This window comes from Mycobacterium sp. IDUB_17, assembly GCF_055419465.1.
The window spans coordinates 839,256-851,604 of record NZ_JBVAXS010000003.1; the positions used below are offsets into that span (position 1 = coordinate 839,256).

The 12,349-nt window shown below is 69.1% G+C and carries 12 protein-coding genes; 10 read left to right on the plus strand and 2 right to left on the minus strand.

Annotated elements, in window-relative coordinates:
• Positions 1 to 86: 86 nt before the first annotated feature.
• The 7 genes from ssd to ACZYZ7_RS17030 are packed head-to-tail and all read left to right on the plus strand — an operon-like array spanning position 87 to position 4,586.
• The gene (ssd, locus tag ACZYZ7_RS17000; protein WP_463741377.1) at positions 87 to 1,172 is read left to right on the plus strand and encodes a septum site-determining protein Ssd; all 1,086 of its coding nucleotides are present in this window, start codon (positions 87 to 89) and stop codon (positions 1,170 to 1,172) included.
• Entirely contained in the window at positions 1,169 to 2,329 is a 1,161-nt protein-coding gene (locus ACZYZ7_RS17005; RefSeq protein ID WP_450072368.1) for a TadA family conjugal transfer-associated ATPase, read from the plus strand. The genes ssd and ACZYZ7_RS17005 overlap by 4 nt, the downstream gene beginning before the upstream one ends.
• The gene (locus ACZYZ7_RS17010; RefSeq protein ID WP_450072369.1) at positions 2,326 to 3,111 is read left to right on the plus strand and encodes a type II secretion system F family protein; all 786 of its coding nucleotides are present in this window, start codon (positions 2,326 to 2,328) and stop codon (positions 3,109 to 3,111) included. The genes ACZYZ7_RS17005 and ACZYZ7_RS17010 overlap by 4 nt, the downstream gene beginning before the upstream one ends.
• Positions 3,108 to 3,689, plus strand: coding sequence for a type II secretion system F family protein (locus tag ACZYZ7_RS17015; protein WP_463741378.1), 582 nt, complete (start codon positions 3,108 to 3,110; stop codon positions 3,687 to 3,689). Before ACZYZ7_RS17010 ends, ACZYZ7_RS17015 begins: the two co-directional genes overlap by 4 nt.
• Positions 3,690 to 3,716: 27 nt before the next feature.
• Entirely contained in the window at positions 3,717 to 3,920 is a 204-nt protein-coding gene (locus ACZYZ7_RS17020; RefSeq protein WP_463741379.1) for a DUF4244 domain-containing protein, read from the plus strand.
• Positions 3,921 to 3,970: 50 nt separating this feature from the next.
• The gene (locus ACZYZ7_RS17025) at positions 3,971 to 4,243 is read left to right on the plus strand and encodes a TadE family type IV pilus minor pilin (protein ID WP_450072372.1); all 273 of its coding nucleotides are present in this window, start codon (positions 3,971 to 3,973) and stop codon (positions 4,241 to 4,243) included.
• Positions 4,244 to 4,274: 31 nt separating this feature from the next.
• Positions 4,275 to 4,586 (plus strand): Rv3654c family TadE-like protein, encoded by a 312-nt coding sequence (locus ACZYZ7_RS17030; protein WP_450072373.1) that lies wholly within the window; start codon positions 4,275 to 4,277, stop codon positions 4,584 to 4,586.
• Here the strand turns inward: ACZYZ7_RS17030 and ACZYZ7_RS17035 are convergent.
• Together ACZYZ7_RS17035 and ACZYZ7_RS17040 are read right to left on the minus strand one after the other, a co-directional pair.
• Positions 4,583 to 5,608 (minus strand): PAS domain-containing protein, encoded by a 1,026-nt coding sequence (locus ACZYZ7_RS17035; protein ID WP_450072374.1) that lies wholly within the window; start codon positions 5,606 to 5,608, stop codon positions 4,583 to 4,585. The genes ACZYZ7_RS17030 and ACZYZ7_RS17035 overlap by 4 nt on opposite strands.
• 294 nt (positions 5,609 to 5,902) lie before the next feature.
• Positions 5,903 to 8,239, minus strand: coding sequence for a DEAD/DEAH box helicase (locus tag ACZYZ7_RS17040; RefSeq protein ID WP_450072445.1), 2,337 nt, complete (start codon positions 8,237 to 8,239; stop codon positions 5,903 to 5,905).
• Between the two features lie 303 nt (positions 8,240 to 8,542).
• On the opposite strand from ACZYZ7_RS17040, the gene ACZYZ7_RS17045 reads away from it, so the two are divergent.
• From ACZYZ7_RS17045 to topA, 3 genes are all read left to right on the plus strand, one after another.
• Positions 8,543 to 8,746, plus strand: coding sequence for a cold-shock protein (locus ACZYZ7_RS17045; RefSeq protein ID WP_003882601.1), 204 nt, complete (start codon positions 8,543 to 8,545; stop codon positions 8,744 to 8,746).
• Between the two features lie 95 nt (positions 8,747 to 8,841).
• Positions 8,842 to 9,435: a hypothetical protein gene (locus ACZYZ7_RS17050; protein WP_450072375.1), complete on the plus strand. Its 594-nt coding sequence runs from the start codon at positions 8,842 to 8,844 to the stop codon at positions 9,433 to 9,435.
• Positions 9,436 to 9,538: 103 nt separating this feature from the next.
• Positions 9,539 to 12,346 (plus strand): type I DNA topoisomerase, encoded by a 2,808-nt coding sequence (topA, locus tag ACZYZ7_RS17055; RefSeq protein WP_450072376.1) that lies wholly within the window; start codon positions 9,539 to 9,541, stop codon positions 12,344 to 12,346.
• Positions 12,347 to 12,349: the final 3 nt, after the last annotated feature.

Here is a 12,349-nt window from a genome sequence, read left to right on the forward strand (position 1 = left end):
CCGCGGTTCATCCCCAGCGCGCATTTCATCCACAATCCGTGAATTCGTGATGGTGCCCGGCGCGGGGTTGCCCGCAGGGTGGGCACATGGCCGTCCCGAACCCCTCGATCACCCCGACCGGCACCGTGCTGGCCTTGATCGGCGACCCACTGCTGCGTGAGGACGTGTCCCGGGTGGCCGCGGCCGCCGGCGTCGGTCTCGTCGTCGTCGACGAGCCGTCCGGGCGCAAGGCCTGGGTGGCGGCGGCCGCGGTCCTGCTCGACTCTCCGGCCGCGCAGCGGTGCGCCGCCCGGACGCTGCCCCGGCGCACCCGGGTGATCCTGGTCGGTCACGACGACCCACGGCCGGGCGACTGGCAGGCCGCGATCTCCGTCGGCGCACAACACGTGGTGACGCTTCCCGCCCAGGACGCCGACCTTGTGGCGGCCTTGTCCGAAGCCGCCTGCCACGACGATGCCGGCCGGGGTCCGGTGGTGGCCGTGGTGGGCGCACGCGGGGGTGCCGGGGCATCGGTGTTCGCGGTGGCATTGGCGCAGTCGGCGCCGGCCGCGCTGCTGGTCGAGGCAGACCCGTGGAGTGGGGGGATCGATCTGGTGGCGGGCAGCGAGGACCTGGCCGGCCTGCGCTGGCCGGATCTGGCTCTGCAGGGCGGCCGGTTGGGTTATCCGGCGTTGCGTGACGCGCTGCCCCGCCGGGACGGGGTCAGCGTGCTCTCCAGCGGGCGCTCCGGTACCGACATCGAGGCCGGGCCGCTGGGCGCAGTCGTCGACGCGGGGTGCCGCGGCGGTGTCACGGTCGTGTGCGACGTGCCCCGGCGCGCCACCGAAGCGGCCGAAACCGCCTTGGACGCAGCCGATCTGGTGGTCCTGGTGACGCCCGCCGATGTGCGATCGTGTACCGCGGCGGCGGCCGCGCGACCGTGGGTGCTGGCCTGTAATCCGAATGCCGGTGTCGTGGTGCGGGGCCCATCGCCGGGAGGGCTGCGGGCTGCCGAGGTGGCCCGCATCGTGGATCTGCCCCTGCTGGCCGCGATGCGACCACAGGCCGGCATCGCCGAGATTCTGGAGCGCGGCGGGTTGCGGGTGCGGCCGCGGTCGCCGTTGGGTTCGGCGGCACGGCGGGTGCTGTCGGTGCTCGCCGGTCATCCTGCGCAGGAGGCGGGCGCGGCATGAGCGCCTCGCTGATCGATCGGGTGCGTGAACGGTTGGTGGCCGAAGCCTCTCCGTTCAGCCCGGGCGTCGTCGCCGCGGCGATCCGGGCCGAGTCGGGCGGCCTGCTCGGGGACACCGAGGTACTGAGCAACCTACGGCTGCTGGAGACCGAGCTGACCGGAGCCGGAATCCTGGAGCCACTGCTGTGCGCGCCGACCACCACCGATGTCCTGGTGACCGCCCCCGATGCGGTGTGGGTGGATGACGGCAGCGGGTTGCACCGCAGCGCAGTCTGTTTCCCCGACGAAGGCGCGGTCCGCCGGCTGGCCCAGCGGTTGGCGCTGCTGGCCGGGCGCCGGCTCGACGAGGCGCAGCCGTGGGTGGACGGTCAGCTCACCGGCATCGGACCGTTCGCCGTACGCCTGCATGCGGTGTTGCCTCCGATCGCCGCCGCGGGCACCTGCCTGTCGCTGCGGGTGTTGCGCCCGGCTACCCAGAATCTCGACACCCTCACCCGGTCCGGGGCGATCCCACCGCAGGCCGCCGACCTCGTGCGGGCGATCATCCGCGCCCGGCTGGCGTTTCTGATCTCGGGCGGCACGGGATGCGGGAAGACCACCCTTTTGGCCGCCGCGCTCGGCGCCGTCCCAGACCATGAACGCATCGTGTGCGTCGAGGACGCTGCCGAATTGGCCCCGCCGCACCCACATCTGGTCAAGCTGGTGGCCCGGGGCGCCAACGTCGAAGGCGTCGGCGAGGTCACCGTGCGCGAGCTGGTCCGGCAGGCATTGCGGATGCGTCCGGACCGCATCGTCGTCGGTGAGGTCCGCGGGGCCGAGGTCGTCGACCTGCTGGCCGCGCTCAACACCGGGCATGACGGTGGGGCGGGCACCGTGCATGCCAACAGTCCCGCGGAGGTCCCGGCCCGGTTGGAGGCACTCGGTGCGCTCGGCGGGTTGGACCGCGCCGCGCTGGTCAGTCAGCTGGCGGCGGCCGTGCAGATCCTGCTGCACGTCGGGCGCGACGGTGCCGGGCAGCGCCGGCTCGCCGAGATCGCTGTGCTGCGCCGAGCCGCCCGCGATGATCTGGAGGTGGTGACGGCCTGGCATGCCGATACCGGGTTGGGTTGTGGTGCAGACGCTCTCAATGCCCTCATCGAACATCGGGTGGCGCCGTGACGGCGAGTGCACTGGCACTGGCAGCCGCACTGCTGCTGTGGCCGGCCACACCCCGGCGGGCGGCCGCGCTGCTGCGGGTGGATTCACCGGTCCGGCGCCGGGTGCGTGCAACGCCGGTCGTGGTGCCGGTGGGTGTCATTGTGGCCTGGCTGGTTCCGTTGCCGGTCGCCCTGGCCGCGGCGGTGGTGGTGGGCACTGTGGCGATACGCCGTCGGCGCCGCGCGGCCCGGCGGCAGCGACAACAGGAATCCGGGGCACTGCAGGCTGCCTTGGACGTGTTGGTGGGTGAACTGCGCACCGGAGTGCATCCGGTGACCGCTTTCGCGACTGCGGCCGGCGAAGTGGCCGGGCCGGTTCATCACGGCATGAGTGCCGTCGCCGCCCGGGCGCGCCTGGGAGCCGACGTCGCGGCCGGGTTGGACGATGTCGCGGCAGGCTCACAGATGCCGATGCACTGGGAGCGGCTCGCTTCCTGCTGGCGCCTGGCCCACGCGCATGGACTCTCCATCGCCACGCTGATGCGCACCGCGCAGCGCGACATCGTTGAGCGTGAACGCTTTTCCTCACACGTCGAAGCGGCGATGGCGGGTCCGCGGGCGACGGCGGCGGTGCTCGCCGGGCTGCCGGTGGCCGGGATCGCGCTGGGCCAGTTGATCGGTGCGCGGCCGTTGGCCTTCCTGTGTGGTGCGGGAGTGGGCGGATGGCTGCTGGTCATCGGAGTCCTACTGGCGTGCGCCGGCTTGATGTGGTCGGACCGGATCACCGAACAGGCGCTGAGATGAGCTGGGCAGCACTGTTTCTCGCCACCGCCATACTTGTCGGAGCGGATCCGGCCCGCGTACGCAACCGTGCTGTACCCACGCCGGTGCGGCGGGCAAGCCTGCATCCGGTGCGGGCTGACGATCCGCTGGCCGCGGCCTCGACGTTCGACTTGTTCGCTGCCTGCCTGGCCGCCGGGATGGCGGTGTCGACGGCGGCTGCGGCCGTCACCCCATCAGCCCCACCGGCACTGGCGCCGCTGCTGCGCCGCGCGGCCGAACTCCTGGCACTCGGAGCGGACCCGGCCAGGGCCTGGGCGGCAGCAGATGCCGCTGTGCCCCATGACAAGAACGCTGAAGCGCTGTTGCGACTGGCCCGCCGCTCGGCAGCCTCGGGCAGTGCCTTGGCCGACGGGGTGGCGGAGTTGGCCGTCCAGACGCGGCACGACGCCGCCACCTCGGCCGACGCGGTCGCGGAACGCGCCTCCGTTCTGGTCGCCGGTCCGCTCGGGCTGTGCTATCTGCCGGCGTTTCTGTGTCTGGGCGTCATACCTGTGGTTGCCGGCCTGGCCGGTGACGTACTGGGTTCAGGTCTGTTGTGAACACACATCGCAAAGAAAGGAAAAACCATGGCAGGAAACATGATTCGGTGGGCAAACGCCAGGGCGACGCTGTTGGTGCTCGACGAATCAGGAATGTCCACCGTCGAGTACGCGATCGGGACGATTGCCGCGGCGGCGTTCGGGGCGATCCTGTACACCGTGGTCACCGGAGACTCGATCGTGAGTGCGCTGACCAACATCATCAGCCGGGCCCTGAACACCAACGTCTAGATGACCGGGGTGCGGTCACCGTCGAGGCCGCGTTCGCGGTCGCGTCGCTGGTGGCTGTCCTGGTGCTGTGCGTCGGCGGCCTCAATGCGGTGGGCGTACAGATCCGCTGTATCGACGCCGCGCGTGAAGCCGCCCGCCTGGCCGCCCGAGGTGACAGCGAGGAGGCGACGGCCGCCGCGCGCCGGGTCGCTCCGTCGGGCGCGGTGGTGCATGTCGGTCAGGACGGCGGTCTGGTGGTGGCTCGGGTCAGCGCAGCCACGGTGCTGCCGGGGTTCACGGTGTCCGCCGAGGCGGCCGCGGCTCCCGAGCCCGGCGTCGGGTGAACGGGGATCGGCCACGCTGCTGGCCGCGGCCATGATCGCGATGCTGATCGCGTTCGCTGCGGGCGGCGCCTACCTCGGTGCGGCCGTGACGGCCCGGCACCGGGCGCAGGCCGCAGCGGACCTGGCCGCCGTGGGCGCTGCCGGCGCCGTGGTGTCCGGCCCGGATGCGGCGTGCCGACAGGCCAACCAGATCGCGGCCCGGATGAGATCGATCGTCGGGTCCTGCCGGATCGACGGGCTCGATGTCGTGCTCGAGGTCTCGGTGCCGGTCCGCCTCGGTCGCTGGGGCGTCGGCCCGGCTCGGGCGGCTGCTCGCGCGGGTCCGGTGGACGCAGCCGGTTAGTCGAGCTGGTCGAGGTCTGCCGCGGCCACCTCGTCATCGGTCGGCAGTCGAAGGGAGATCAGGCCCGCGAAGGTGTCCTCGTCGAGTTCGATCCGGTTGATCGTCATGTGCACCGGCAGCCAGCCACCGTCCTCGGCACGCATCCGCAGCACGGCAGCGGCGGCGCCGTCGGTGAAATCCGACGTCATCCGAGCCATGTGCCGGGCGTCGGCAGGGTGGATGCGGGCCTGCCCGCCGTCGTGGTTACGCCAGTCGAAGAACGGTGCGGGATCGTCGAGCCATTTCAGAAGCTTCCAGTCGTCGAGGCCGACCAGCGCCCGGTGCACACCGGGCCGGGCCAGCCCGTTGAGGATGCGTTGGGCCAGATTGTCGGGGCGCGCCACCGCTTTCTCACGCTCGCTGCGCCAGTTCATCGCCCGGCAGATCAGCCGCTCGGAGCCGTCATCGTGGGGTTCCAGCATTACCCGGGCCACGAATCCCGCGGTGATGGGCTCCCCGCGGTGGTCGGTGAGATCCCAGGTGGCGCACATAGTGTGGCCCACCACGGGTTTGATCGTCATGGCCAACACCTTGGCCTCACTGCCGTTGAGGTCCCTGGCCGGCAGGTCATCGGCGAACATTCGGCCATGGGTGGCTTCGATCTCCGGGTTCTTACCGCCGTTGAGCAGGGATTCGGCAGTGTCGGTAGCCACGCCGGTTGTCAGGTCCCAGACCAGCGGGCCCGGAACGGGCCGCGGCGGCGGCTCGGCATCGGTCGGCCCGATCCAGACGTGCACCCCGTGGATGTGTCCGTCTGACATCCGCACCACCTCAGTGCGGATTACGCGGTCGTTCTTGGGTGTGATGCTGCTGAGGCCCTGGCCGGCCTGCACGGTTTCCCTGATGGCGCTCTGAATTGCCATCAGGTGCGGATTCCGGCGCAGAAACACACTGATCGGGACGAGGTTCTTTGTCTGCAGACCTCGTGCGACCACAACAGGCTCGCTACCCAGTGTCTCCACGAGCAGCCAGTCGTGGGTCATGCGCGGCATTTTACCGGCGGGACCGTAGCTGTCTGCACACCCGACAACGACGGAATCCGCACCTGAAAACTGCGGATTACGGTCGCAGTTTCCGAAACTAGCGCCTGTCGGGTTGCAAACATGAGTGAGGTCACGTAATTTGCCACTGCGCCCGGCCTCCGGGATTGGGAACGGATCGCGTTGTCCGACCGTTCGTCGCAACGTCTGTGTGTTCGGCGTGGCCGAATGCAGCCACGTAGTTGTCGATCCGCGTAGTCGGCCGTCGAGGGGTCGGTCGTCAACGCGGTCGGGGGATCACGCTGAGGACGTACTCAGCGCGCCGAGCACCAGGCGGAGCACTTTCACCGCGCCCGTCTTGTCCAGCGGGTCGTTGCCGTTACCGCACTTCGGTGACTGCACGCACGAGGGGCAACCCTGCGGGCACTCACAAGCTTCGATCGCGTCGGCCGTCGCGCCCCACCATGTACTCAGATTGCGGAATCCGCGGTCGGCGAAGCCGGCACCGCCCGGATAGCCGTCGTACACGAAGATCGACGGCAAACCGTCCACCGGCCCGACGGCCGTCGAGACCCCGCCGATGTCGCCCCGGTCGCAGCTGGCCACCAGCGGCAACAGACCTATCGACGCGTGTTCGGCGGCGTGCAGGCTCCCCGGGACGGCGAGCGGGTCAATACCGCTGTCCTGCAGTGCTTCCGGGGTGATGGCGCACATCACCGCCATGGTGTCCAGCGTGCTGGGTGGCATGTCCAGTTCCACGAAATCGATGACCTCGCCGTCGATGCGGCGGCGCAGGTAGCCGACCACGGTGTTGGTCACCGACACCGGAACCAGGCCGACCGTGACCGGCCCGAACGTCCTGCGTTCGCCGGGCCCGGTGACCGATATGTCGGTGAGTTCCCTGGCGAAGGTGCTGTAGCCGGGATCGGTGGCGTACACGAACGCCACACCGTCCTCGAAAGACAGCGAGTCGACCAGGTATGTCTCGCCCTGGTGCAGGTATACCGCGCCGGGATGCAGCGAGGCTGCTGCCCGGCCGGCGCCGGTGCTGCCCAGCATCCGGCCGGTATCGGCTTCCAGGATCGCGATCTGGCCGCCGCTGGAGCCGCGGATGTCCACGGCCGGGTGCGGATCCACCCCGGGCGCGGGGAAGTAGCCGCCCGGACGCTTGCGCAACAACCCGTCGTCGACCAGCGTTCCGGCCACCGCCTCGGCGTTCCACAGCCGGACCTCGGCCGCCGTCAGCGGCAGCTCGGCTGCGGCGCAGAGCAATTGCGGGCCCAGCACGTGCGGATTCGTCGGGTCGATCACCACCCGCTCGATCGGCTTGTCCAACAGCGCCGCGGGATGATGAACGAGATAGGTGTCCAGGGGGTCATCGCGGGCGATCAACACGATCAACGCGCCCTGCCCACGCCGGCCGGACCGGCCGGCCTGCTGCCAGAACGAAGTGACGGTGCCGGGAAATCCGGCCAGCACCACCGCATCCAGCCCCGCGATGTCGATGCCCAGTTCCAGCGCATTGGTGGTGGCCAGCCCACGCAGCCGCCCGTCGGTCAGCGCGCGTTCCAGCTCGCGGCGGTCCTCGGCGAGATAGCCGGCGCGGTAGGACGCCACCAGATCGGCCAGCTCGGGTGCGGTGTCCTCCAACCGGGCCCGGGTTCCCAGTGCGGTGAGCTCGGCGCCGCGGCGGGACCGGACGAATGTCAGGGTCCGCGCGCCCTCGGTCATCAGATCGGCCATCACTCGGGCGGCCTCGGCGCCCGCCGAACGTCGCACCGGCGCGCCGTTCTCGCCGGTGAGATCGTCCAGCAGAGCCGGCTCCCACAGCGCGATCGTGCGAGCGCCCTGCGGGGAACCGTCCTCGGTCACCTCGGCGACGGTCTGCCCGATCAATTCGGCGGCGGTCTCGGCCGGTGACGCCGTGGTGGCGCTCGCGAAAATCACCGTCGGCCCGGAACTGTCAGGGGAGTAGCGTTCGCACAGCCGCAGGAGCCGGCGCAGCACCATGGCCACGTTGGAGCCGAAAATGCCACGGTAGTAATGGCATTCGTCGACGACGATGAACTTGAGGTGGCGCAGGAACACCGCCCAGCGGGCGTGGTTGCGCAGCAGCGACAGGTGGATCATGTCGGGGTTCGAGAAGATCCAGCGTGATCGCTCCCGGGCGAACCGGCGCACCTCGGTCGCGCTGTCGCCGTCGTACGGAGCCGGCGCGACATCGCGCAGTGCGGTCACGGTCTCGGTCAGATGCTGCGCGGTACGCAGCTGGTCATGACCGAGCGCCTTCGTCGGTGATAGGTAGAGCACCCGCGCCTGCCGGTCTTCGGCCAACGCCGACAGGATCGGTAGTTGGTAGGCCAGAGACTTGCCCGACGCGGTTCCGGTGGACACGACCACGTGACGTCCGTCGTGGGCCAACTCGGCGGCGGCGAGTTGATGCGACCACGGTGCGGAGATCCCGCGGTCGGTCAGCGCCTGCACGACCTCCGGATGAGCCCATTCTGGCCACTGCTGCGGTTTGCCGTGTCGTGGCGGGATATCCGCAACATGGCGTAGCGGATCTTCGCCGGACGGGGTGCCGTCGACAGCGCAAGCCAGCAGCTCACGGCCGAAATCCGACCCCTGATCCAGCACTCCTGATCCTCCTACCATCTACCCCGCCGACATCGGCCCGGATTTGTAAACGAATTGTTCACCACGCGCCGTATCCCGAGACTGTTGCAGCGGCCCTCAACATGATTGACTGATCACGGTCGCAGCTTCTGTGTTTGTACTCGCACTCGCAGGATCGTCGTTGCGATCGCGGTTCCTGCGAGGGTTGTAGGTCGGGTCTAAGTTCCGGGCGACTCCACGAAGGTATGGCGGTCGGAACGGGCCCGGTGCACCGGAAGTAGGTGGACCGCACCCGGTTGAAAGAGAAGGAAAGAACAAAAGATGCCACAGGGAACTGTGAAGTGGTTCAACGCGGAGAAGGGCTTCGGCTTCATTGCTCCCGAGGACGGCTCTGCTGACGTGTTTGTCCACTACACGGAAATCCAGGGCAGCGGATTCCGCACCCTGGAGGAGAACCAGAAGGTTGAGTTCGAGGTCGGCCAGAGCCCCAAGGGGCCGCAGGCCACGGGTGTTCGGGCCATCTGAGCCACAAACCCAACGAGACACCCCCGTGTGAGTCCGTACCGGACACCGCGGGGGTGTTCTCGTTTTTGCGGCCCGCGCTGGCCTAGTGTCGATTTGTGAGCCAGCTGTCCTTCTTCTCGGCTGAGTCGGTGCCGCCCGCGGTGGCCGACCTGACCGGGGTTCTCGCCGGGCCGGGGCAGGTTGTGCTGGCGAGTCACGGCGGCCAGCAGGCGGCCCGGATCTCGGTGGTCGTCGACGAGCTGTGGCGCGCCCAGGGCCTGGCCGAGATGATGAGTGAGGCCGGGCTCGTCTCGGAGATCTCCAGGACCGACGAGAACAACCCGCTGGTGCGCACCGCGCTGGACCCGCAGCTGATGCTGATCGCCCGGGAGTGGACCAGGGGCGCGGTCAAGACGGTGCCGGCCGGATGGCTGCCCGGTGCCCGCGAGTTGCGGGCCTGGACGTTGGCGGCGGGCACGCCTGAGGCTGACGACCGTTATCTGCTCGGGCTGGACCCGCATGCGCCCGATACCCACGCGGCGCTGGCCGCGGCCATGATGCGGGTGGGGATCGCCCCGACATTGATCGGGACGAGAGGCTCACATCCGGCCCTGCGGATCAGCGGGCGGCGACGGCTATCACGCCTGGTCGAGAACGTCGGGGAACCACCCGGGGAGGGCGCGGCGTTGGCGCACTGGCCACGTATTTAATGGTGGACACACGGAGAGCCGGTTTGCGTAGGCTCGCGCGTAATGCGAAATTGTCAGTTGCCGGGCGTGGCGCGGCAACTATAGAAGTGGAGCGTAGGCACAGTTGGCTGGCGATAGCGGCAGCGGTAGCAAGGGACCTGTCCGGCGACTCGTGATTGTGGAGTCGCCGACAAAAGCGCGCAAGATCGCTGGCTACCTAGGCTCCAATTATGTGGTCGAATCCTCCCGCGGGCACATCCGTGACCTGCCGCGCAATGCCGCTGACGTGCCGGCAAAGTACAAATCCGAACCGTGGGCGCGCCTCGGGGTCAATGTCGACGACAACTTCGAACCGCTGTACATCGTCAGCCCGGAGAAGAAGAGCACCGTCACCGAGCTGAAGGACCTGCTCAAGGGCGTTGACGAGCTCTACCTCGCGACGGACGGTGACCGCGAGGGTGAGGCGATCGCCTGGCATCTGCTGGAAACGCTGAAGCCCAAGGTGCCGGTCCGGCGGATGGTGTTCCACGAGATCACCGAACCCGCGATCCGCGCCGCCGCGGAGAATCCGCGTGACCTGGACATCGCGCTGGTCGACGCGCAGGAAACCCGCCGCATCCTCGACCGGCTCTACGGCTACGAAGTGTCGCCCGTGCTGTGGAAGAAGGTCGCACCGAAGCTCTCGGCAGGCCGGGTGCAGTCGGTGGCCACGCGCATCATCGTGCAGCGCGAGCGGGAGCGCATGGCGTTCCGCAGCGCAGGCTACTGGGACGTCAGCGCCGAACTGGACGCGAGCGTCTCCGACCCGCAGGCCACCCCGCCCAAGTTCACCGCCAAGCTCAACACCGTCGACGGCCGTCGCGTCGCCGCCGGTCGTGATTTCGACTCACTGGGCCAGCTGAAGAAGCCCGACGAGGTGCTCGTGCTCGACGAGGCCAGTGCCGGGGCCCTGGCCGCCGGACTGCGTGGCGCCCAGTTGGCCGTCAGCTCCGTCGAGCAGAAGCCGTACACGCGCAAGCCGTACGCACCGTTCATGACGTCGACGCTGCAGCAGGAGGCCGCCCGCAAGCTGCGGTTCTCCTCGGAGCGCACCATGAGCATCGCGCAGCGGCTGTACGAGAACGGCTACATCACCTACATGCGTACCGACTCGACGACGCTGTCGGAGTCGGCCATCAACGCCGCGCGTAACCAGGCGGGCCAGCTGTACGGCTCGGAGTACGTGCACCCGACGCCGCGGCAGTACACCCGCAAGGTCAAGAACGCCCAAGAGGCGCACGAGGCGATCCGCCCCGCCGGTGACGTGTTCCAGACCCCGGGCCAGCTGCACGCGCAGCTCGATACCGACGAGTTCCGGCTCTACGAGCTGATCTGGCAGCGCACCGTGGCCTCGCAGATGGCCGACGCGCGCGGTACGACGCTGTCACTGCGCATCGCCGGCGCCGCGGCGGGTGGCGAGCAGGTCGTCTTCAACGCCTCCGGTCGCACCATCACCTTCCCGGGCTTCCTCAAGGCCTACGTCGAGAGCATCGACGAGCTGGCCGGCGGTGAGTCCGACGATGCCGAGAGCCGCCTGCCGAACCTCACTCAGGGGCAGCGCGTCGACGCCGCCGATCTGACCGCCGACGGCCACCAGACCAGCCCGCCGGCGCGCTACACCGAGGCCTCGCTGATCAAGGCCCTCGAAGAGCTGGGCATCGGCCGTCCGTCGACGTACAGCTCGATCATCAAGACCATCCAGGACCGCGGCTACGTGCAGAAGAAGGGCAGCGCGCTGGTGCCGTCCTGGGTTGCCTTCGCGGTCGTGGGCCTGTTGGAGCAGCACTTCGGCCGGCTGGTGGATTACGACTTCACCGCGGCCATGGAGGACGAGCTCGACGAGATCGCCAACGGCCAGGAGCAACGCACCAACTGGCTGTCGAACTTCTACTTCGGCGGCGACCACGGCGTCGAGGGTTCGATCGCCCGGGCCGGTGGGCTCAAGCACCTCGTCGGCGGCAACCTCGAAGGCATCGACGCGCGAGAAGTCAACTCCATCAAGCTCTTTGACGATGAGGAAGGCCGCGCGGTGGTGGTCCGGGTCGGCCGTAACGGGCCGTACCTGGAGCGGATGATCGCCGATCCGGACAACCCGGGCGAGCTCAAGCCGCAGCGCGCCAACCTCAAGGACGAGCTGACTCCGGATGAGCTGACCCTGGAGTTGGCCGAAAAGGCTTTCGCCACACCGCAAGAGGGCCGGGTGCTGGGTGTCGACCCCGTGTCCGGACACGAAATCGTCGCCAAGGACGGACGATTCGGTCCCTATGTCACCGAGATCCTCCCGGAACCCCCCGAGGACCCGGATGCGGGCGCGACGGCCAAGAAGGGCAAGAAGCCGACCGGGCCCAAGCCGCGCACCGGATCGCTGTTGCGGTCAATGGATCTGGAGACGGTGACGCTCGACGACGCGCTCAAGCTGCTGTCGTTGCCGCGTGTGGTCGGCGTCGACCCGTCGAACAACGAGGAGATCACCGCGCAGAACGGCCGCTATGGCCCATACCTGAAGCGCGGCACCGACTCTCGCTCGCTGGCCACCGAGGAACAGATGTTCACCATCACCCTCGACGAGGCGCTGAAGATCTACGCCGAGCCGAAACGCCGTGGCCGCCAGGCCGCTGCCGCCCCGCCTCTGCGTGAGCTGGGCACCGACCCGGCGTCGGGCAAGCCGATGGTGATCAAGGATGGCCGGTTCGGTCCGTACGTCACCGACGGTGAGACCAACGCCAGCCTGCGCAAGGGCGATGACGTGCAGTCGATCACCGACGAGCGGGCCTCGGAACTGTTGGCCGATCGCCGGGCCCGTGGACCGGTGAAGAAGGCCGCCAAGAAGGTTGCGAAGAAGGCGCCGGCCAAGAAGGCCCCGGCGAAGAAGGCCGCTGCCAAGAAGGCCTGAGCC

Coding starts and splice junctions, on each gene's coding strand:
- ssd (WP_463741377.1), top strand. CDS start 87: ATGGCCGTCCCGAACCCCTCGATCACCCCGACCGGCACCGTGCTGGCC.
- ACZYZ7_RS17005 (WP_450072368.1), top strand. CDS start 1,169: ATGAGCGCCTCGCTGATCGATCGGGTGCGTGAACGGTTGGTGGCCGAA.
- ACZYZ7_RS17015 (WP_463741378.1), top strand. CDS start 3,108: ATGAGCTGGGCAGCACTGTTTCTCGCCACCGCCATACTTGTCGGAGCG.
- ACZYZ7_RS17020 (WP_463741379.1), top strand. CDS start 3,717: ATGGCAGGAAACATGATTCGGTGGGCAAACGCCAGGGCGACGCTGTTG.
- ACZYZ7_RS17030 (WP_450072373.1), top strand. CDS start 4,275: ATGATCGCGATGCTGATCGCGTTCGCTGCGGGCGGCGCCTACCTCGGT.
- ACZYZ7_RS17035 (WP_450072374.1), bottom strand. CDS start 5,608: ATGACCCACGACTGGCTGCTCGTGGAGACACTGGGTAGCGAGCCTGTT.
- ACZYZ7_RS17045 (WP_003882601.1), top strand. CDS start 8,543: ATGCCACAGGGAACTGTGAAGTGGTTCAACGCGGAGAAGGGCTTCGGC.